Source organism: Streptomyces sp. NPDC055287, assembly GCF_053646035.1.
Genome location: NZ_JBSHNE010000050.1, coordinates 1 through 19277, shown reverse-complemented (window position 1 = coordinate 19277; position 19277 = coordinate 1). Strand labels below are relative to the sequence as shown.

General features: G+C 68.6%; 26 protein-coding genes and 2 pseudogenes. 16 read left to right on the top strand and 12 right to left on the bottom strand.

Annotation, left to right across the window (positions count from 1 at the left end):
• Positions 1-47: 47 nt before the first annotated feature.
• The 4 genes and pseudogenes from ACWIHY_RS36035 to ACWIHY_RS36020 all read right to left on the bottom strand — a co-directional run.
• Positions 48-443, bottom strand: a pseudogene (locus tag ACWIHY_RS36035) (helicase associated domain-containing protein); the annotation flags it as partial.
• A gap of 101 nt (positions 444-544) precedes the next feature.
• On the bottom strand, positions 545-2014 hold the full coding sequence (locus tag ACWIHY_RS36030) for a DEAD/DEAH box helicase family protein (protein WP_454380655.1): 1470 nt from the start codon (positions 2012-2014) through the stop codon (positions 545-547).
• A gap of 43 nt (positions 2015-2057) precedes the next feature.
• Positions 2058-2615 (bottom strand): hypothetical protein, encoded by a 558-nt coding sequence (locus ACWIHY_RS36025; protein WP_454380654.1) that lies wholly within the window; start codon positions 2613-2615, stop codon positions 2058-2060.
• 286 nt (positions 2616-2901) lie between these two features.
• Positions 2902-3501 carry a TetR/AcrR family transcriptional regulator gene (locus ACWIHY_RS36020; protein WP_454380653.1) on the bottom strand — a complete coding sequence of 200 codons (600 nt, stop codon included), beginning with the start codon at positions 3499-3501 and terminating at the stop codon, positions 2902-2904.
• A 330-nt stretch (positions 3502-3831) separates the two neighbouring features.
• On the opposite strand from ACWIHY_RS36020, the gene ACWIHY_RS36015 reads away from it, so the two are divergent.
• Entirely contained in the window at positions 3832-4299 is a 468-nt protein-coding gene (locus ACWIHY_RS36015; RefSeq protein WP_454380652.1) for an ATP-binding protein, read from the top strand.
• Positions 4300-4693: 394 nt separating this feature from the next.
• Positions 4694-5200 (top strand): DUF6262 family protein, encoded by a 507-nt coding sequence (locus tag ACWIHY_RS36010; protein WP_454380651.1) that lies wholly within the window; start codon positions 4694-4696, stop codon positions 5198-5200.
• 275 nt (positions 5201-5475) lie between these two features.
• Here ACWIHY_RS36010 and ACWIHY_RS36005 read toward each other — a convergent pair whose 3' ends face one another.
• The gene (locus ACWIHY_RS36005; RefSeq protein WP_454380649.1) at positions 5476-6903 is read right to left on the bottom strand and encodes a coniferyl aldehyde dehydrogenase; all 1428 of its coding nucleotides are present in this window, start codon (positions 6901-6903) and stop codon (positions 5476-5478) included.
• Positions 6904-6971: 68 nt separating this feature from the next.
• Positions 6972-7760, bottom strand: coding sequence for an SDR family NAD(P)-dependent oxidoreductase (locus ACWIHY_RS36000; RefSeq protein ID WP_454380647.1), 789 nt, complete (start codon positions 7758-7760; stop codon positions 6972-6974).
• Positions 7761-7833: 73 nt separating this feature from the next.
• Between ACWIHY_RS36000 and ACWIHY_RS35995 the strand changes: the two genes are divergently transcribed.
• Both ACWIHY_RS35995 and ACWIHY_RS35990 read left to right on the top strand, forming a co-directional pair.
• Positions 7834-8448, top strand: coding sequence for a TetR/AcrR family transcriptional regulator (locus ACWIHY_RS35995; protein ID WP_454380646.1), 615 nt, complete (start codon positions 7834-7836; stop codon positions 8446-8448).
• The gene (locus tag ACWIHY_RS35990) at positions 8445-9248 is read left to right on the top strand and encodes a maleylpyruvate isomerase N-terminal domain-containing protein (protein ID WP_454380645.1); all 804 of its coding nucleotides are present in this window, start codon (positions 8445-8447) and stop codon (positions 9246-9248) included. Before ACWIHY_RS35995 ends, ACWIHY_RS35990 begins: the two co-directional genes overlap by 4 nt.
• A 284-nt stretch (positions 9249-9532) precedes the next feature.
• Here the strand turns inward: ACWIHY_RS35990 and ACWIHY_RS35985 are convergent, their stop codons facing one another.
• Positions 9533-9667, bottom strand: coding sequence for a hypothetical protein (locus tag ACWIHY_RS35985; protein WP_454380644.1), 135 nt, complete (start codon positions 9665-9667; stop codon positions 9533-9535).
• A 198-nt stretch (positions 9668-9865) separates the two neighbouring features.
• On the opposite strand from ACWIHY_RS35985, the gene ACWIHY_RS35980 reads away from it, so the two are divergent.
• From ACWIHY_RS35980 to ACWIHY_RS35960, 5 genes and pseudogenes are all read left to right on the top strand, one after another.
• Entirely contained in the window at positions 9866-10234 is a 369-nt protein-coding gene (locus ACWIHY_RS35980) for a DUF6300 family protein (RefSeq protein WP_454380643.1), read from the top strand.
• A 443-nt stretch (positions 10235-10677) separates the two neighbouring features.
• Positions 10678-10948: pseudogene (locus ACWIHY_RS35975) on the top strand (hypothetical protein).
• 255 nt (positions 10949-11203) lie between these two features.
• Entirely contained in the window at positions 11204-11395 is a 192-nt protein-coding gene (locus ACWIHY_RS35970) for a hypothetical protein (protein WP_454380642.1), read from the top strand.
• A gap of 533 nt (positions 11396-11928) precedes the next feature.
• Positions 11929-12681: a GNAT family N-acetyltransferase gene (locus ACWIHY_RS35965; protein WP_454380641.1), complete on the top strand. Its 753-nt coding sequence runs from the start codon at positions 11929-11931 to the stop codon at positions 12679-12681.
• Between the two features lie 163 nt (positions 12682-12844).
• Positions 12845-13273, top strand: coding sequence for a DUF6300 family protein (locus ACWIHY_RS35960; protein ID WP_454380640.1), 429 nt, complete (start codon positions 12845-12847; stop codon positions 13271-13273).
• A gap of 87 nt (positions 13274-13360) precedes the next feature.
• On the opposite strand, the gene ACWIHY_RS35955 is transcribed toward ACWIHY_RS35960, so the two are convergent.
• Entirely contained in the window at positions 13361-13507 is a 147-nt protein-coding gene (locus tag ACWIHY_RS35955; RefSeq protein WP_454380639.1) for a hypothetical protein, read from the bottom strand.
• Between the two features lie 21 nt (positions 13508-13528).
• On the opposite strand from ACWIHY_RS35955, the gene ACWIHY_RS35950 reads away from it, so the two are divergent.
• From ACWIHY_RS35950 to ACWIHY_RS35935, 4 genes are all read left to right on the top strand, one after another.
• Complete coding sequence (locus tag ACWIHY_RS35950; protein ID WP_454380638.1) at positions 13529-13675, top strand: hypothetical protein; 147 nt, start codon at positions 13529-13531, stop codon at positions 13673-13675.
• A gap of 28 nt (positions 13676-13703) precedes the next feature.
• Entirely contained in the window at positions 13704-14336 is a 633-nt protein-coding gene (locus tag ACWIHY_RS35945; protein WP_454380637.1) for a hypothetical protein, read from the top strand.
• Positions 14337-14516: 180 nt separating this feature from the next.
• Positions 14517-14666 (top strand): hypothetical protein, encoded by a 150-nt coding sequence (locus ACWIHY_RS35940; protein WP_454380636.1) that lies wholly within the window; start codon positions 14517-14519, stop codon positions 14664-14666.
• Between the two features lie 187 nt (positions 14667-14853).
• Positions 14854-15252: a hypothetical protein gene (locus tag ACWIHY_RS35935; protein WP_454380635.1), complete on the top strand. Its 399-nt coding sequence runs from the start codon at positions 14854-14856 to the stop codon at positions 15250-15252.
• Positions 15253-15686: 434 nt separating this feature from the next.
• On the opposite strand, the gene ACWIHY_RS35930 is transcribed toward ACWIHY_RS35935, so the two are convergent.
• A complete protein-coding gene (locus ACWIHY_RS35930) occupies positions 15687-15851 on the bottom strand; it encodes a hypothetical protein (protein ID WP_454380634.1) in 165 nt (54 codons plus the stop codon).
• 127 nt (positions 15852-15978) lie between these two features.
• On the opposite strand from ACWIHY_RS35930, the gene ACWIHY_RS35925 reads away from it, so the two are divergent.
• The 3 genes from ACWIHY_RS35925 to ACWIHY_RS35915 all read left to right on the top strand — a co-directional run bounded on the left by ACWIHY_RS35925 (position 15979) and on the right by ACWIHY_RS35915 (position 17399).
• The gene (locus ACWIHY_RS35925) at positions 15979-16107 is read left to right on the top strand and encodes a hypothetical protein (RefSeq protein ID WP_454380633.1); all 129 of its coding nucleotides are present in this window, start codon (positions 15979-15981) and stop codon (positions 16105-16107) included.
• Positions 16108-16680: 573 nt separating this feature from the next.
• Positions 16681-16950 carry a hypothetical protein gene (locus tag ACWIHY_RS35920; protein WP_454380632.1) on the top strand — a complete coding sequence of 90 codons (270 nt, stop codon included), beginning with the start codon at positions 16681-16683 and terminating at the stop codon, positions 16948-16950.
• A gap of 275 nt (positions 16951-17225) precedes the next feature.
• Positions 17226-17399: a hypothetical protein gene (locus ACWIHY_RS35915; protein WP_454380630.1), complete on the top strand. Its 174-nt coding sequence runs from the start codon at positions 17226-17228 to the stop codon at positions 17397-17399.
• A 312-nt stretch (positions 17400-17711) separates the two neighbouring features.
• Here ACWIHY_RS35915 and ACWIHY_RS35910 read toward each other — a convergent pair whose 3' ends face one another.
• The 3 genes from ACWIHY_RS35910 to ACWIHY_RS35900 form a co-directional block, all read right to left on the bottom strand.
• Positions 17712-17963, bottom strand: a complete 252-nt coding sequence (locus tag ACWIHY_RS35910) for a hypothetical protein (protein WP_454380629.1) — start codon at positions 17961-17963, stop codon at positions 17712-17714.
• A 330-nt stretch (positions 17964-18293) separates the two neighbouring features.
• On the bottom strand, positions 18294-18473 hold the full coding sequence (locus ACWIHY_RS35905; RefSeq protein WP_454380627.1) for a hypothetical protein: 180 nt from the start codon (positions 18471-18473) through the stop codon (positions 18294-18296).
• Between the two features lie 304 nt (positions 18474-18777).
• On the bottom strand, positions 18778-18936 hold the full coding sequence (locus ACWIHY_RS35900; protein WP_454380670.1) for a hypothetical protein: 159 nt from the start codon (positions 18934-18936) through the stop codon (positions 18778-18780).
• Positions 18937-19277: the final 341 nt, after the last annotated feature.

Here is a 19277-nt window from a genome sequence, read left to right as displayed (position 1 = left end):
AGCTGCTCACGCCGCTCGTCCGACAGTGCCCCGGCCGACGACTGGACGGGCAGTCCTTCGGCACGCCGCAGCTCGATCTCCCGCGCTTTCCTCGCGGTGGCCCGCGCGTTCTTCAGCCAGATGCCCACCTTCGCGCCTTGGTGGGTGGCGTCGAGGGGGGCCAGGAGGTGCCCGTTCTCCTCGGCCCACCCGCGCGCGGCGGCGAGTCCTTCCTCCCATGCGACGTCGAAGTGGGACCAGATCATGCCGAGCTTGTCCAGCTGGGCGACGCGGTCTTCGTCCATGTCACCGCGGGCGTAGAACCGGCGGGCGTCGGCCGTCCACTGCCCCAGCGGGTACCCGGCGAGCGGGGCCGGCCACGCCTCGGCTTCGGCTTCCTCTCCGGCCGGGACGCGGAACGTGAAAGGCACGCGCAGGTCGCCGTGCTCGCGGACGTAGACCACGGCGGCTTCTACCCCGCGCCGCCAATGGGCGTGCTCGGGATTGAGGACGCGGAGGTGGATGAACGCGGCCAGCTGCGCCGGGTCGCGGGGCGTGGAGAACTTCAGCAGCGCCCGTGCCGGGACTGACAAACCACGGTCGCTGCGGTCGCTCTTGCTCCCCTCCTCGCCGGTCTCGGTGCCATTGCGGCTCTGTACGCCCTCACGTGGCTCTGTGCCTGCTGCTCGGCGAGCTGCTCCACCACGCGGGTGTCGTGTGCTCTGAGGGCTTCCACCAGCTTGGCGAGCCCGCCGTACGCCTTGGACGTCAGCATGCTGTCTGCCGTCTCGCCCGGTCCGAGCAGCACCGGCACCACGAGCGAGGCCACCTTTCCCTCGCCGGGCTGCATGCGCAGCGCCCGTCCGACGGCTTGGACGAGGTCGGGCATGGAGCCGCGTACGTCGGCCCAGTAGACGGAGTCGCAGTTCTTGGTGTCGACGCCTTCTCCGAGAACCCGGACGGAGCCGAGGTATCCCTTCTCCACGACGGTGCCGTCCGTGGCGATCCCGGCGGCGAACTCGCCGAGAACGCGCCTGCGGTGGAGCGGCTTGTGCTCCCCGCACAGCCAGTTGGCCCAAATCGTCTTCGGGTACAGCTCCGGGTCGCTGGCGTGCAGCTGCTTGACGACGTCGGGGAGGCCGGCCGCGAAGGCTTCGGCCTCCTTGACGACATGGTGGAAGACCAGGGTGCGGCGGAAGCCTTCCTCGGCCGACGCTTTCACCAGTGCGGTCTGCAGGGCGGCGAGCCGCGCCCCGCGGACCTCGGCCGAACGGCCTTCGGCGCCCAGGAGTTGCGCGGCCTGGAGCTGGGTGTCGGTGACGTCCACGCATACGACCCGGTAGGGGGCACAAATTCCCCTATCGATGGCATCCGAGAGCGTCAAAGTGAACGCCCTGCTGCCGAAGGGGCCGTCGGGGTCGTCGTCCATGCTCGCCACCAGCTCGCCGGGCGCGCCGGCCTCGTCCTCGTCGCCGAGTTGCCACAGCCGGGGGGTGGCGGTCATGTAGAGACGGCGCAGGGACGGGATCTTCTGGTTGTCGTGGACGACCGCCCACGGCTTCCCGATCCGGCCCGAAACGCGGTGGGCCTCGTCCACGACGATCAGGTCCCAAGCCGCCAAACCCGCAGCGTGCGCCCGCTCCAGCGTGCCCAGACCGAGGCTGGCGTACGTGGCGAACACGGTGAGCTTGTCGAACGGGCCTGCCCAGGCAACCAGCTCGTCCACGTCCGTGGTGTTGGGGAAGGTCACCTGGTCCCCGCGCAGGGATGAGACCCCGATCGTTGGCCCGCCACGGCCGCTTTCGCGCCAGGCGGTCTCGGTCTGGGCGAGCAGGTCCAGCGAGGGCACGAGGACGAGCACACGGCCGGTGCGAAGCTCTTCGGCGCTGCGGGCGGCGACGAGGGTCTTGCCGGATCCGGTCGCCATGACCACTTGGGTGCGTAGCCCTCGTTCGGGCGTGAGCGCCTGAGCTGGCAGTTCGAGCGTCCGGAGGATCGCGTCGACGGCTTCTCGCTGGTGAGGTCGTAGGTCCACGCCGGCTCTTCCTGTCGGTCTCGGAGCTTTGGAGTGTCCGGTTTTAGGTGGCGTTGTAGGCCAGTTCGGCCAGCTGCAGGGCGTTGGCCAGGCTTGTCTCGTCTGTGAGGTCGACGTTGACGCGGTACTCCCGGTGCCCGGTGGTGAGGGTCCGGGCGGACTTGATGCCGAGCTCGTCGAGCTGCTGCTGGCTGTAGTTGAGCCGGAGGTTGATGCTGCTGTACTCCGCGTAGATGTAGGCGAAGCCGCCGAATTGGGATCCCTGCCGGCGCAGGCGCAGGTAGCGGCTGTAGTCCAGGGGAGCGTCGGGCAGTGCGTTCTTGCGCTTGATGCCGTAGACACCGACGTTGTCCCACCGGGTCGTCTCCTTGAGAAACCGGACGAACAGGCCGGGGGCCGGGCTGCGGCTCAGCAGCTGACGCACCGTCTCCTGTCCCTCGTCGGCTACTCCCGGAATCCGGGCCGGCAGTGGGTCGCTGTTGCGGCCGGGTCCGGTGACGACCGAAACGGAGCCACGGTGTTGGTCTGCCAGCTCCTTGAGTACCTGCGAGGCATCCAGCTCCTCAGGAGTTCCCTCGAACTGGAACACGGTCACCTTCATCAGGTCCCCCTCATGTCGAATGCTCCAGACACTACCATCAACTATGCATAGCTAGAGCTATTCCGTGTAGTTGCTCGAGCGCTAGCTGGCGGGCAACTGAGACACAAGGGCTAAAAGCGGCGGACGCAGCCCTGGCTAAGGGCAAGGGACTCGGCTGGGCCGTCGTCGGCATGAAGGACGACTGACCACCGTCTTCTGACAGCAGGCGGCAGTTGGTCGGATGCCCGGGGTTCGGGACAGGGGGTCCGGGCGCCCGACGTCCGGCGCGCCAGGTGTCTGCGGCTGCTCATTCAGCGGCTTGCCAGGAGGGTTCGAGACGGTCGAGCAGTATCCGGAAGGCCGCTGTCGCCTGGTCCCCCTCGTCGTTGGCGAGCGACGCGTGGAGCAGCCCCAGGGTGGCATCGACCAGAAGACCGGCCTCGACGACCGCCCGTTCGTCGGACATTCCGAGGTCGGCGAACGCGGAGGTGAGCAGAGTCCTCCATTCGGTGAGCACGTCGCGCATGACCGGGCCGTACCGGTCGGGGTGGAGCACGCTGGCCGTCATGACCTCGAAGACGACGGGGAGGACTGCACGGCGCTCCGGGGCCATGAAGTGGTTCCACAGCTTTTCCATGATGAGCCGCATGCCCGCGGCATTCCCGGGAGCCCCTGCGCTGTCGAGCGCCCGGCGCAAGAACAGCACGGGCCTCCCCTCGTCCTGGGCCAGTGCTTCGGCGACCAGCCGGTCTTTGCTGCCGAAGTAGTAGAGGAGCATGCGGTCGCTGGTGCCCAGCGCTTTGGCGAGGGGGCGGAGGGACAGGTCCGCCAGCCCGTTATGGATCACGTACTCGCGGACCCGGCGCAGCAGGTCTTCCCGTTTGCCCAGGTCAACCGGTCGTCCCATGTCAAACGCCTGCCTCCGCTGAATGCCCATTTATGCCTGATATCAGGTGGTATTTACTGTAGCAACTGCTACGTGTATATTTGGATGTAGCGAGTGCTACATAAACAGCCGGGGCACCGGCACGAGGGAGACCTCGACCCAAGCCGAAGCGAACGGAGTGATCAGCATGGCCGCGCAGGACGACGGCCGCCGCGGAACCCACCAGGACGGGCAGCCCGGCGGGCTCCGCATCTGCCGACCGGCCTGCCGGGCCAGGTCCGTCCTGCCCGGTTCGTGCACAGCAGGCAGCGGGGGGCCGGTCATGCCCCCACCTCCTGGGTCGCCCGGCAGATGGCACTGTGGTCGCGAGCCCTTACCCCCCACAGCACCTCGTCCGTCTGCACCGGCATGCGGGGCACGTCCTGGCCCGTGGCTCGTGAACCGGCTTCGGTAGGCCTTATCCGGCGCGTCGTCACGGCCCAGCTGTCCTCCTGGGGCCTTCACGAAGTGGCCGACATCAGCCGGCTTCTGGTCAGCGAACTCGTCACCAACGCATTGCGTCATGCTCACGGCCCGATCCGGGTCAATGTGCGCGTGCACGGCGCGGTTCTGCGCTGCGAGGTGGAGGACGCCACCCCGACGGGCCCCGTCCCCCGCACCGCCGGCATCGATGCCGAAAGCGGACGCGGCATTGAACTCGTCGGCGCGCTGGCCCAGGACTGGGGCAGCGATCGCATGACCACCGGCAAAACGACGTGGTTCGAACTGGCCATCCCCGACCCCTGTCACGACCAAGTGCATCCGGCGCCGACGATGTGACGCAGCTGGGCGGCGTCGCGCTGATTGATGGGCGTCGTGTGATGTGCATTGGGTGTGCGTCATAGGTTTTCACTGGTGCTGGCCTGGGCTGATGCCGGTACCAGGGTGTCGTTTTGCCGGTGAAGGCTGGTGTTGAAGTTTCCCCGTGATCTCGGACACTCGGTTTCGAGAAGCCCTCTGAGGCCGCACCCTCTGATGAGGAGATCACCCGGGTCCGTCGTCTTGTCCGGCGCGTCCGGGAGGACCTCGACGCCCTCACCGACGAGGACCGCACGCAGATCAAGGAAGCCACCACCGTCCTGCGCCGCAGCCGACGGCACATCATCGCCCTCGGGATTCCCCGCGTCGGACCGCCCGTGCCCGACTTCCGCCCCGGCAGAACAGCATGACCAACATGAGTGACGGGCGGCGTGCAGACTCGGCCCGCCGCCGGGAACGCGTTCTTAAGGCCCTCGACACAATGCTGCGACGCGACGCCGATATCACCGTTTCGGGTCTCGCCCGTACCGCGCGAGTGGACCGCACGTTCCTCTACCGGCACCGCGACCTGCTCCAACGTGTCCACGCGGCCGCGGCCGCCCCTCCCCAGGAGGGGCGGATCGCAGCCGTCAGCCGGGCCTCCCTGCAGGCCGACCTGGCCAACGCGCTGGAACGGAACAAACGCCTCGCCGCGCGGGTCCAGCAGTTGGAGAAGCGCCTCTCCCAGGCCCTCGGGGAGGCGGCCTGGGCCGAGTCCGGCCTGGGGGCGCCAGCCGAGATCGACCAGCTTCAGCGACGCATCACGATGCTGGAGCAGAACCTCGCCGACATCCAAGGTCAGCTTGATGAACGTGCCGATGAACTGGAGGCTGCCCGAGCAGCCAACCGAGACTTGACCAGGGCCTTGAACCAGCGCGAGTGAGTGCCTGACCCTGGCCTTGTTCAAAGACTGGGTTTCTGGCACAGACCTTGGTGAGCGGTCGGGATGGTGACCGCAGTGCTCGATTCGGCGGCGGGTCTCCCGTACATGGTGGTGGACGAGGACCGCCGCAGCCACTTCGTCCGGAACGCCGTTGGCCGAGGCGGTCGAGGCGAAGAAGGGGGCGCGGCCCTTCGCGTCACACCCCAGCCGCTCCTGCGGATTACGCGCGGGCCCGTGCTTCGACGCTGGTCGGGCTTGCGCGGCGGGAGCCGCGGCTATCGAAGGAAGTAGTTGAGGAGTGCGTCGGCGCGCTTGCCGAAGGGGGCATACAGGAGGCGGACGGCGTTGAAGCGGCCTTGGACGTAGATGCCCTTGGGGTGGCTGAGCGTCCTAAAGCCCTCGATCCCGTGGTACTGGCCCATCCCGCTCGCGCCGACGCCGCCGAAGGGGAGGTCGTCCTGCCCGACGTGCATGATGGTGCCGTTGATGGTGACGTTGCCGGAGGTCGTGCGGTCGAGGACCCTGCGCCGGTCCGCGTCGTTGTTGCCGAAGTAGTAGAGCGCGAGCGGTCGTGGTCGTGCGTTGACGTAGTCGATGGCGTCGTCGATGTCGCGGTAGGGGAAGATCGGGAGGATGGGGCCGAAGATCTCCTCGTGGGCGATCCGCATCTCGTCGGTGACGCCGAGCACGACAGTGGGTGCGAGGGTGTGCGGGCGATGGGCAGCCTCGCCCGGCCGGTGACCGACCTCGATGATTCGTGCCCCGTGGTTACGGGCGTCTTCGATCAGGTCGGTGAGGATCGCGTACTGCTTGTCGTTGATGATCGAGGTGTAGTCCTTGCTGGTCGGACCGTCGGGGTAGGCGGCCTTGGCCTGTCTGTCGTAGCGGTCGATGAAGGTGTCGATCTCGGATTCGTGGACCAGGGCGTAGTCGGGGGCGATGCAGGTCTGCCCGCCGCTGAGGAGTTTGCCGAAGACGATGTCGGACACGGTCCGGTCGGTTACGTGTCCCTTGGCGACGATGGTCGGGGATTTGCCGCCCAGTTCCAGCGTGACGGGGACGAGGTTCTCGCTCGCCGCCTTCATCACGGCTCGTCCGACCTCGGTGCTGCCGGTGAAGACGAGATGGTCGAAGGGCAGGGAGGAGAACGCGGCGCCGTCGCCGCTGACGATCGTGACCTGCTCCTGGGGGAAGAGCTCGCTCAGCATCGACGCGAGCACGGTGTTCGTCGCCGGGGTGAACTTCGACGGCTTGAGCATCACGCGGTTGCCGGCGGCTATCGCAGTGACGACCGGCATCAGCGACAGGTTGACGGGATAGTTCCAGGGTGAGATGACCCCGACCACTCCGAGCGGCTGGTATTCGATGCGGTTGGTGCCCAAACGCATGTGCAAGGCGGTGCGGCGGCCGGTCGGGCGCGTGAACCGACGGAGATGGCGCTGAAGGTAGTCGATGCCCTGGACGACGCCGCCGACCTCCATCATCGCGGTCTCGTGGCGCGAGCGGTTTCCGAAGTCGGCGTTGATCGCCTCCTCGATGGCGCTGCGCCGGGCGATCAGCGCCGCCTTGAACCTGCTCAGGTCGCTCCGCCGCGCCGCCAGTGAGGGCGCTCCGTCGTGGCGGTAGGCAGCGCGCTGAACGGCGAGGATGTGACCGAAGCGCTCCGCGTCCGTGGGCTGTGGGGTGACTTCTGTGATGGTCATGATGTTGTTCCTTTGCTGCTGGTGAGGGCGACTGCTGCCGGTGGGGGGAGACGGAGGAGCAGTGCCGGTCAGCGGCGGGCCATGCGGCCCATGAATCGGACGATCAGGCGGCGCGGCAGGAACTTGCTGGCGAGGGCGAGCGGGCGGCCGTTGGTGATCACCGACGGGGGCGCGGAGCGGCGGTCGAGCGTGTCGAGGGCGGTCCTGACGACGTGGTCGGGGGCGGCTCGCTTCGTGCCGTAGTCGGCCGTCTGGCTGCCGGCGGCGTCGAAGAACTCGGTCTTCGTGGCGCCGGGGCACACGGCGAGGACGCGTAGGCCGGTGTCGTGGTTCTCTTCCCACAGCGATTCGGTGAAGCTGAGGACGAAGGCCTTGGTGGCGCCGTAGACGCTCATGTACGGGGTCGGCTGGAAGCCCAGCAGGCTCGCGACGTTGATCAGGATGCCGGTGTCGGCGGAGGTCAGCGGGTCGATGTAGGCGCGGCTGAGGTCGACCAGCGCGCTGACGTTCAGCGCGATCATGCTCTGCAGGCGGTCCGGGTCCTCGTCGGTGAGGGCGTTGTGGGTGCCGAAGCCGGCGTTGTTGACCAGTCCGGTGGCATAGATGCCGCGGGATTCGAGTTCGGCGCGCAGGGTGCGGCCGGCGTCGGGCAGGCCGAGGTCGCGGGCGACGACGGTCACCGTGACGCCGTGGGCGCGGGTGAGTTCGTCGGCCAGGTCCTTGAGCCGGTCCGCGCGTCGGGCGACGAGGACGAGATCCGCGCCGCGACGGGCCAGCTGGCGGGCGAATTCCGCGCCGAGCCCGGAGCTGGCCCCGGTGACGATGACGGTCTGGCGGCGATAGTCGATTTTGCTCATGACTTGCACTCTACGCACATGCTTGCACTGAGTGCAAGTGATTGCATTTAGCGAAGACATGTACTATCGGTGCATGACCCAGAAACCGGCACCCCTTCGTGAGCAGACCCGCTCGGTGGTCCGCTCGCTCCTCGCCAAAACCGCCCTCGAACTGTTCGCCGCCAAGGGGTACGACGACACGACCCTCGACGAGATCGCCGCGGCAGCCGGTGTCTCCAAACGGACCCTGTTCAACTACTTCCGCAGCAAGGAAGACCTCGCCCTCAACGGCCTCTCCGAGCAGGGGGAATTGATAGCCGCGCGGCTCGCCGAGCGCCCGGCCGACGAAGACCCGTGGACGTCGCTGCGTGCGGCGTTCCAGGTGCTCGAGGAGATCGACCTCACCGCCGAGCGTCGGCTCGAGATGATCACGCTGCTGTTCGGCAACGAATCCCTGCGCGCCGGCCACGCCGAGAAGCAGGCCCGCTGGCAGGACCTGTTCGCGCCGCTGATCGAGCCGCGACTGCCCGACTGTGACCACCGCGCCCTGCAGGCACGGGCGATCGCGGCCGCGGCGATCACCTGCCTCCAGGCGGCGACAGAAGAGTGGATGCGCCTGGGCGGACAGGCCGACATCTCCGACCTCTACGACGCGGCCGTACAGGCCATCCGCCGCCCCGTCTCACCACCAGAGAAGACAACGACATGAGCAAGCGCCTGCCCCCCGCCGACCTGCCGAACATGTCCGCCGCGCTGCGCGCCGAACGCGCCGAGATGCTGGACTTCACCAGCAGCCTCACCGACGACGAATGGACCGCGCCCAGCGCCGCGGCCGGATGGCGCATCGCCGACGTCGTCGCCCACATCGGCGCGACAGCACGGAACTTCTACACACCCCCCTCTCGGGAGGCGCTGCGGGCCACCAGCCTCGAACGACTCAACGAAGGCCCTGTCGACCGGCGCCGCGGCTGGAGCCGGGCACAGGTCATGGCCGAGTACACCCGCGCCACCCGCCGAGCGACCACGCTCCTCGACCTCATCCGACGCACCCCCGCCACCCGGCTGCGCATACCGCTCGTCGAACTCGGACGCTACCCCCTGGGCCTGTTGATCGGCGGCGCCCTCGTCTTCGACCACCACACCCACCTGCGCCACGACATGGCCCCGGCGCTCGGCCGCCCCGTGCCGTCCACCGATGCGGACAGGATGCGCGCGGTCGTGACCTGGATGATCGCCGTACTGAGCAATCAGGTCGCGCAGGCGCCGGTCGCCGGGCTCGACGCCCGCGTCGCACTGACACTCACCGGCGCCGGCGGCGGAACCTGGTGGTTTGATGAGGCGGGCGGCCTGGCTCCCTCCGACGGCGCGGTCGCGGCGCACGTCACCGCTTCCGCGCTGGCCTTCCCCGACTGGGGCACGCAGCGGTCGTCCTGGCGCGACAGCGACGTGACACTCACCGGCGACACCGACCTCGCCGCCCGCTTTCTCGACACCGTCAACGTCATCTGATCGGGGCACCGGAAGCCAGCCTCCCAGGCAGCCCCGGACCGCTTGTTCTCTCCTTCTGGTGGCGGCGAGTTCCGGCCGGGGCGTCACGGCTTCGAGCGCCTCGACGGCTTGTGATCGCCGGCCCACACCTCGCGCTGCCTTCTCAGGTGAGCAAAGTGAGTCTCCTACGGCAAGGCGCTATCGCTCGATTCAGCGATGGCGCCACACCTGTTGTGCCGGATATCCTCAACGACACCGACGCTGAGCTGCACTGAGTCATCGAACTCCGCCTCGCACCACACCTCTTACCCCAGAGAACTGCCGTCCGCGCTGTGGATCTCGTGCAGCCGAACATGATGCTCTTCGGTCGCGGCGTACAGCCGGATGGGCAGCGCGACGAGCCCGAACCGGATAAGGCCAGACCACGTTGCCTTCTGCATGTCCTCAGCGTCATGCGCCGCTGGTCGGGGCGCAATCTCCGACACCCGCCGCCTCGAGGCCCCCGCCTCCGCCCGGGAGTCGGCCTCGCCAACGCAACGCCCCCACCTCCCCACCTGGGTTGCGTACCCCTTGACGGTGATCCACTCACGAACGCATCGTGACGGCTACGCACAACCCACCCCGAAGGGGGCCCCACCGTGTCACTCACCTGGCGCTACCACCTACGCCCTGACGGCTCGTTCTCCCGCTCGGCGAACATCGACGGAGCCCTCGACTCGGTCACCGACGAACAGCTCGCACGCATGGACCTCGGCCGCGACCGCGAAGAGCAACCCAAGCGGCCTTGCTCCCGCTGCTCGGGGGACCTTCTGCTGCACTGGCACGGCCCGCTGATCACCGGCGAGTGGATGGAGCTGTGCCCGGCCTGCGACGCCGACCGGCCCGCCGCACGTGCCTTCATCCGCTGGTACCTCGCCCCGCAGAGGACGGCGGAGAAACTGCCGCAGCTCTTCGAAGACTGGGAAACAGAAACGATGCAGGCCAAAGGATGGGTCCGCATTCCGTAGACCCGGCGCTACCAGTTCTCGCCTCCTGACCTGACCCCCGCAGCGCGTGACACTCTGCGGGTGTGAACGCGCGCACAGCACTGGTTGGGTGGCGCGTGGTGGGGCCCCGGGCCGGGCGCGGCCGTCGGGGCCCCTGGAACGCGCACAAGCCCACGTGCTCGCTCCGCCGGGATCAACGGGCGCCGATAAACTTCGGTCACGTACCCGGTGGAGTGAAGAGGGAGGGTGACAGGCGCGGGATACCGGACCGGACCCGCCGCTGCGCATACGTTCAACGATGTGGCCCGGGTCCCCTCCCCCCAGGGCTCGGGCTATGCGCTGCCGGGCCCGAGTGGTCTGACTTCGGCCCGGCAGCCCCCGATCACCAGATCGAGAACGCGCCCGAGCGCCGCGTTTCTGCTCGGCGCAGGCCCGGTGTCCGTGGCGGCTGGGATGCTGCCCGGATGGACGAGCAGATCATGCGCGGCCGGGTCTACGGAGCCGACCACGACGACCCCGATCCTGGCCCGCAGCCCGGGCACACCTACACCGAGCTGGTCGGCGGCCCGCTGGACGGCCTACTCCTGGACGTCACCGGCTGGACGCCCGGAGAACTGCGCGACGGCGCGGCGCTGCCCACCGAGATCGGCCGCCATGGGCCGGGGCGGCCGATCCTTGTACGGCCCCAGGCCAACCGATGATCAACGGTGGGACTGGCAAGGCGACACCCCCTGACCCCCGTGGCAGCACGCGCGCAGCCACGGCCGAAACGACCGGCCCCACGCCGTGTCACGGCCCACCCCACGCCCAGCTCAGAGAGCGCTGCCCGCTGCTCCTGGGTGAGCTTGTCTCGCCTCTTTGGCGTTCGAGACCCACCAGCTGTCGTAGGTCTGCGCGGGTGGAGTTGATCCGGGCCGCGATGCGCCAGGCGGCCAAGCAGCTCGGCTGAAGGTCACCACCATCGGGTGGACCGGCACCCGCCACGGAACCATGGTCGCCGTCCGAGACAGACGTGAAATCCCCAACGAGTACCGGGCCGTGGTCGACGAGGCGATGAACGACAAGCTGCACGCGGCGCTCCACATGGTGTGGGGCGAACCGGGCGCGGCGCCCGTGCAGCGTGGCTCAGTCCCGCTGATGACGCAGGAGTTTCGCGCGGCCGTCGCCTCGCATGACACCTGAACCGGGCCATAAGTTTTGCGCAGGCGCGTTGTCGGCGCGCGCTGAGGTCACAGTCGTGGTGGGATCGACGGTCATGGACAGGGCAGAGCACGATCGCAGCGGGGGAGTGGGGCGGGGGGCGCAGCGCCGGCGGGCGCGCCTTGCCCTGGCAGGCCGGGCAAAAGACGCATCCGACCTCGCACTCCTTCTCGACATGCTCGCCCTCGGGCCAGAGCTGGACGGGGATGAGAATGCCAGCTGTGCGGGGACGGATCTGGCGGGGTTCAACGACGCTGTCTGAGGACGGTGGGGGCCGCAGTGCCCGTGCCGCGGCATTGCGGCGGTGACGTCAGACGAAGGGACGTGGCCCGGCAACGGCCCGGCAGCCGTCCCTACGGGCGTTGCAGGGACAGAAGGGAGATACCTGCCCATGGTCGTAACCGAGATCTCCCCCACGGGGGTGATGCTGCCTCCGTACACCCAGGCTGATCAGACCAGTGTGCGCGTCTGATCTAAGCCGACCGGCCCCCGGCCAGCCCCACATCACCCTCGCCATGCTGAGCGAAGCACTGGAAGGCCGCTCGTCAGTGGATGCCGGCTGGTGGGCCGAGCTGAACAGGCCGGTGACCCAGGTGGCCGTCAACAGGGCCCAGGCTGTCGTGGGCGTCGTCTCGTACGCGGCCCGCGCAAGGGACGACACGGGACAGCTCCTGTGGCTCCACTGCCGCGAGGACGAGACGATGGCCGACGCGTTGATCCGCCACGCTGTCACCGCGCTTCCTGCCCGGCGGGTCGAGGCGTTCCAGTTCGCTTCGGCCCTGTCACTCGGCCTGGAGGCGCTGCCGGTCGGCCACCGCCCCGCCACGGTCCGGGCGCTGGAACAAGCCGGGTTCACCGGTAAGCGACTCTGGCGGTACATGCGCGCCAATCTGCCCGCCCCCACGCTGCCGCGCCTGCCACACGTTCACATCGGCCACGACCCCAGCGACAGGAGCGGGCGGCGACTGGAGGCCCGCCAGGACGGCAGCACTGTCGCCGAGGCGGTGATCGGGCTCCCTTTCCAGGGGGTCGGCGTCTTGTGGTGGATCGAGGTGGCCGCCGACGCGCGGGGACGCGGTCTCGGCCCGGCAATGCTGGGCTCCGCTCTCGACGCACTGACCGGCCTCGGCGCCAAGGAAGCGATCCTCTACGTCGATGACGACGCGCCCCCCGGCCACGAGCGGGACCGTACCGCCGCCAACCGCCTCTACGAGAGCGCCGGGTTCACTGAAATCGACCGGCTCCACTCCTACACCATGCCGTCCTGACCGCCGATCCGGTCCACAAACGCCACCTCAGCCCCGGCCGCTCTCGGCCCGCATGCCGCGCCCCGGCAGCGGCGCCGGCTGCGTGCAGACCCCTTGACGCTGATCAGCAAGCGGGCGGATCGTGGGCCTCCGCATCACGCTCCACCCCGAAAGGGGGGCTTGAATGTCGTACACCTGGCGCTACGTGGTGCGCCCCGACGGCTCTTTCGGTCGCGTCGGCAACCTCAACGGCAGCCTCGACCACGTCAGCGACGAACAACTCGCCCGGCTGTACCCCGACGGGGACGAAGACGCTCAGCCGGACCGGCCCTGCTCCCGCTGCGGAGGCGAGCTGCTGCTGTACTGGCACGGCCCGTTGATGACCGGTGTCTGGATGGAACTCTGCCCGGCCTGCGACGCCCGCCGTCCCGCGGCTCGCGCCTTCATCCAGTGGCACTGGGACCCGGACCGCGATCCGAAGGCGCTGCCGAAGCTGTTCGAGGACTGGGAAGCCGAGACCATGCACGCCCATGGGTGGGCCCGCGCCCCGCAAACGGAAGCCCCGCCCAGCCCACCCGCCAACCTGCGGCTCATACCGAGAGGGGAAGGCTGACCAGGGGGCCCCGACGCGACCTGTCCGATTGCCGCTCCCTCGCCCCTTGTTGTGGGAGACGATGACCCTGTGACTCATTGGAATGCCTCATCGCGGGCGCTTGAGGCCAGGCGGCGTCGGCGCGTCGCGCAGCTCAGTGACGCAGCCGCCCAGTGGGGCAAACAGGTGCCGGAAGACCCCGGCATCTCGGAACTGGCGGACCTTCTTCAAGAGGTCGCTGACGGTTTCGCTCATCCGGATGAACCCCGGCGCACGGTGCGAACAGAGCTGACCGCTGTGGTCGAGGACCTGAGGGCAGCCGCCCGGCTCGGCGGCCTGCTTCCCGTCGTGACCCTGTGGCATCTGCACCGGGCCGTGGAGCAGGAACGTGCCGCGCGTGAACGCCTGGCCCTCGTCGTGTAAGCGACAGCACGAGATCAGACGCTGCGCCGTGGCGGCCGACGATCCCCATGCCCCTCTTGTCAGCGATGGCGGGGCCCGGCGACGCCCCTACGATGTGACGATGCGAAATACCAAGGCGTTCAAGGATGCGGTCGCGCAGACGCTCGCCGAACTGGCAAGGCGCGGCGTGACCCTTGGGCCCGCGACGGTGGCGGACACCATCGAGCAGAGCATGAGCACCGTGGCGGAACGGCTCGGGATTCAGGTGCGCTCTGCCTGGCGGTACTTCGACGCCGCATCCCTGGCCGAACGTCTCGCGCAATCTGAACGCGACGTTCAGGACAGCGGCGACCCGGAACAGATCGGGCAGGCCCCTCTTCCGCCGTTGGACAATCCGGAGCTGGCGCTGATCCTCGCCGGCGTGCCGGACGCCCTGGCCCGCAGCGGCGGCGACCTGTACGCCGTCATCCTCAACGTCGCGGTGAACGCCTGGATGGCCGGCCACATTCACGGCGAAGACGGCTGCGACGGGTGTGAAGGCAGCCGCGACGCAGGAGGCCACGACTGGCAGGCCCGCATGCGGCTGATCTCCGAACTGCAGCCGAACATCACCAAGTGGTTCGACCGGGACGTCTGGACCGCCGCACTCAACGACAGCGGGTTCACCGTCACCCACCGCTGACGAACCCCCCTCGGGGTACTGGCCCCTCACATTCTGGCACCCGTCCTCAGACACGCTGACCCCACCTCGGCCTGTCAGTGGCCCATGCGACCCTGTTCGAGCCCGGCGGCGCGCCTCATCACCTCGAAGCCGATGCCGCCGCCGGGCACATTCCCCAGGTCAGCGATGGAGGAGCAAGGCGTGAAGACAGTGCGGATCACGTGGGAGCAGGATGGCGAGTCCCGGGAGTCCGCCGTCACCTACAGCCCCCAGGCGGCCGAGGACTACAAGCGGTACAAGGAAGCCGAAGAGGGGGTGACCAGCGTCAACATCGTCCCCGCAACGCCGTAGGGCCTGACGACGAAGGGCCGTGGGGTCGCACGGCGGCCGCCCGCCGCCCGGCTCCCGCCGACAGCCCGGGTGGACCCTGGCCCGCTCTACACGGCGATCCTGCACCCCTGCCGATCTGACGGGCCGCCGGGCTGGAAGTGGCAGCCCCGTCATCCACGGCGCGGCGGTGTCCGTTCCATAATCAGCTGTGGACGTATCCGATGAGGGGCAGCCGCTCGATCCCGTCTGGCTTGAGATCTCCAACAACGTGTGTGGTGACCTGGCAGGGGCTCCGAGTGCTGCACTGGTGGCCGAACGTTTCACCGAGGCCGGCTGGAGTGCCAGATCGGCGTCGTGGGAGTCGTATGAGGTCGAGACCAGCTGGTGCCGCATCGAGGTCGACCCGACCGACGGGGACACGCTCCTGCACGGAGTTGTCGATCCTCAACGGTTCGAGGATCTGGCAGCGCTCCTGACCCGGTTCGGCCTGCCGTCCCGTCTTGAGCTCTATGACGACGACGGGGAACTGCTCCAGCAGCTCGAAGCTCGACCCCCTACAAGCAGCGCCACGGCCCGGACCGGTCATCTGCCCGTCACCCACCGCTGACGGGGGACCGCTCGCCGTCGCGTAACCTCCGACCCTGGCGGCTTCCACGTCGTGTGCAGTCCCCCGACGGATCGTAGGGCTGGCCGACTCTCGTAGCTGTAGGCCACCACAGGTTGAGCGGACTAGACACGGTTCGTCGCGGCCTACTTACGCCATTTCGCCTGGAACACGTAGAAGGGTCCGTCCTCGCCGAAGGAGGCGACGTCCGGCTTCGGCGTTCCGTTGCGGCGGGCCTCAAGGGTCAGGGCGTATCTAAGGCTCTCGACGGCGGTCTGGAGGCTCAGGTCATTGTGGGACGCTGCCGGTCCGCCCCAGATCGACGCCGGGAGCACGGTTGCAATGAGTGCGCGGTGGTCGAGCGAGCCGCCACCCGCCGGGCCAATTTGCCTGCCTGCTTGCCCGCACCGCACTGAAGGAGAGCACCCGGTGCCGCCCTACGCGAAGGACCCGCGCTGCACCGCCATGGCCGAGGCCCTCGTGCCCCTGCTGCGCCGGACCTGCCCACTGGGGCCGGCGGGTACGGCGGCTACTACCAGGTGAATCTGGGCGATGAGGAGGCCGAGACGCTGGGCGGGGTTGATCCGGGCTGCGATGCGCAAGGCGGCCAAGCAACTCGGCTGGAAGGTCATCACCTTCGGGTGGACCGGCACCCGTCACGGCACCATGGTCGGCGTCCAGGACAAGCGTGAGGTCCCTGCCGAGTAACGGGCTGTGGTCGATGAGGCGATGAACGTCAAGGTGCGCGCGGCCCTGCACAAGGTCTGGGGCGAACCGGGCCCGGCGCCTGTTCAGCGCGGGTCGGTCCCGCTGATGACGCAGGAGTTCAGGGCGGCCGTCGCCGAGAGCGGCACCTGAATCTGCCCCTGGGCGGCGCCGAAACGGGCCGCGAGGCTGTCAGCACGAAGCCCCGGGCCGCGACGCCCGGGGCTTCTCTGTGCATCTCGCTTGACCTGCCGGGTTCAACGACCGGCCGCGACAGATGTCACTCCCCTTCCACTTCCGCCCCCGACTCCTTAAGCGCTGCCCGCTGCTCGGGTGCAGCTTGTGGGCTCCTGGCCGTCGATGACCGCTCCAGGCCTTTCCTAGACCCCCCGTGCGGCGAGGGCGGCCAGGTGCTGCCCGGTGGGCAACATCCGGCACCCGCCCCGCTCCCGAGACCCGACTTCGTTGCCCAGCCCGGGCTGCGCACCCGCAGGTCAGCAGGGCGTGCCGGCCGGGCGCCTTGAGCCACTCCGAGCCGCGCTGATCCCCGCGCCGTCGGCGCTCTCCACCCAGGCAACGGATCCACCGACCTGAGCACGGCCGAGCCGTAGAGGCCATGCTCCCGTGGACAGATGCCCAGGACGCTGACTCCACCTCGGCCTGCTCGCGCCAACAGGACGCCGTGGAGGGGCCGCAACCGTTCGGTGAGCAGAGCGTTAGACCGGCATGAAGATCATTGCGCGGCGTATCGCCGCATCCGCTGTCCTTGCCGGTGCTGTACTCGGGACGCTGACGCTGCCTGCCCAGGCCGCCGACACCGAACCCGTCAACAACATCTCCTCCTCAAGCGACCGCAAGGACGAGGTGTTCCCCACCGACAGCCTCGGCTACGACGACCCGGAGGAGTTCATCCAGGCCTACTACGAGTACAAGAAGGGCTGCACCAACGACTGCGAGGCCGGTTTCATTCGCCAGCTGGTCCACAACCTGGTCTAGCGCGAACCGTCTCCGCTGGCACCGACACGGCACCTCGATGGCGGCCATGCCTGAGGTGTGACCGGATCGGTCACGACGAAGTCGGCGGCGAAGCCGTACACGTGCAAGCCGGTGCACTTCGGGCCGACGGAACCTCGGGTCGAACTTCCGAGGGGTCTCGTAGGGAAGTTGTCGGCGCGGTTCGACGCCACCGTGGACACCTTGACCTCGCAGCTCAGCCCTGTTGACCACGCTCCCGCCGCACGAGGCGCCTCAAGGGACGGCGCGGCGGGAGCGTGGCGCTAACCGACTTCTTCGACGACTGGGGCGGGGCGGGCGGAACGTCGGTCGAGCACTGCACGGGGGGCCTGGGCGGACAGGGTGAAGTGCAGCACCTGGTGCTCCCCGTGAGCCCGGCCGGAGAGGGGGCGCGAGAGGCACACGCGCCGTCGGCCGGTATGGAGGAGTGAGGGCCCTGAGGCGTGGGAATTCCAGGGCCCTCACGACGCGGGTCCGTGGGGGACGGATGTGCACACACGCGTCGGCGGAACAACGACCGCCAGGGCGTCATGGTCACTGTCTTCCCGGCTGCCCTGCCTTTGAGCGTGTCTTGTGGGCACCAGTGGCTACCTGGGTTCTGGGGTGGAGGGCTTGGGATGGGGGCCCCGGGCCAGGCGCGGTCCATTGGGGCCGCCGGAGCGAGTAATCCGAAAGCAGGGTGGCTAGGACGGCCTGTTCTGGCCCCGGGGGAACGGGTTCACCTGCGGCACGGCTGGGAAAGCTCATGCCCCTTCAAGGACGCCGCTTTGCCGTGTCAGAGAGTCCAAAAGGTTGAAGCGGGAGGTGAACAGGAAGTTCTGGAGCCCTGTCTCACGGGGTAGGGCCAGACCCGTCGCCGAGCCGATCGCGGTAGGCAGCGGACCAGCGTCCGCGTAGGCCGTAGCGCCGGCGAGTGGAAGAAAGGCCCCGACGAGGGCCGCGACGATGACGGTGCGCTTCATGTTGTTCATACCCTGCCAACGATCTTCGGTCATCGTCGTTACTGCGGGGAGTCCGCCCCGGCCTCCCCGCAGGAACTCGACCACAACGGACCCCGGCCGGGTGACGTGTGGTGGGCAGCGCCGTATGGGTGAGGGCAGGGTTCTTGGGGGTGGGGCATGCTGACGAGCAGGTGCCCGTGGTGGCGCCGGCAGACGTGGTGCGGGGCCAGGGCCCACCCGTCCATCCTTGTTCCCGCACCACGCTGTGCTGGCCAGGCACGGAGTGCGGCGCGTTCTCCTGTGCGGCCCAGTGTCCGATGTCCTGACCCACCCCGGGCAGGATCCGCCACCCCATGGCAGATCTGGGCCAACCGCCTGACGCTCTCAGCCGCTTGCGATGGCGGTGTCGAAGGTGATCCGGTCGTTGTCACCGAGCGGCATGGACGGGTCTGGCTGCATGATGAGCTCGTCATTGAGGAAAGCCCAGTGGGATCTCCGCAGCCGTCCGCTGTCGTCGAGCAGAATGCGCTTCAATCGAGGAATCTGTGACGTCAGTTCGGTCAAAGCCTCCTCAAAGGTGGTGGCCTGGATACTGACCGTCCGTTGGTTGTCGGCAGCGTGGAGGAGAGGCCGTTGAACTCAAATGTCATGGCGCAGATCTGTCCATAATCCAACTTATTGAACCACGCTTGCCCCGCGAGTCACTCTGGCTGGCGGTTGAGTGCCTGTTTGCGATTTCGAGGGGTGATGTGTGCCTCTGAGCACGCTGGGAGTGAGCTGTTTACGCCGTTGGTTGCGTGTGCGGTCCACCAGGACCTGCCGCCTCCTGATACAGGGCCCCGGCGAGTGCCTGGATCGTCCGGTTTGATCATGTGATGTCGTAGAGGGCGAGGACGCGGGGGCGCTCGGTGTGGGCTCGTCGTGCGGCGGTGTTGACGTAGCCGGCGAGCTTGAGGGCGCTGTGATCACCGGGCGCGACCATCGCGAGCAGGACGGTGCGGGGGCGTCGGCGGGTGGGGCGCGGCATGGTGAGCCTCCGGGGAGCGGCATGCGGGAGCGGCGGTCGGGTCGGCGCACCATGCTCGGGCAGAAGTGGAGGCGGGGCGATGGTATGGGGGCCATGATGCGGGCGGTCGTCATGGGGGTGGCACCCACCCCACAGGCGGGCCGCCTCGTCACGGTCCGCGCGGCACGCGTCGAGGCCGTCCGGGATGTCCGGACGGCCTCGATCGGTTCTCTCCTGGAGCGCGGTCATTCGGCGGCCGGGGTGGCCTTAGAACTCCTAACGAAATGATCTTCGAGGTGGTTGGGTCGCTCCGGGAACGTTGATCCGGGGGTGTGGGATGGCTCGGCCGAAGCCGTGGGATG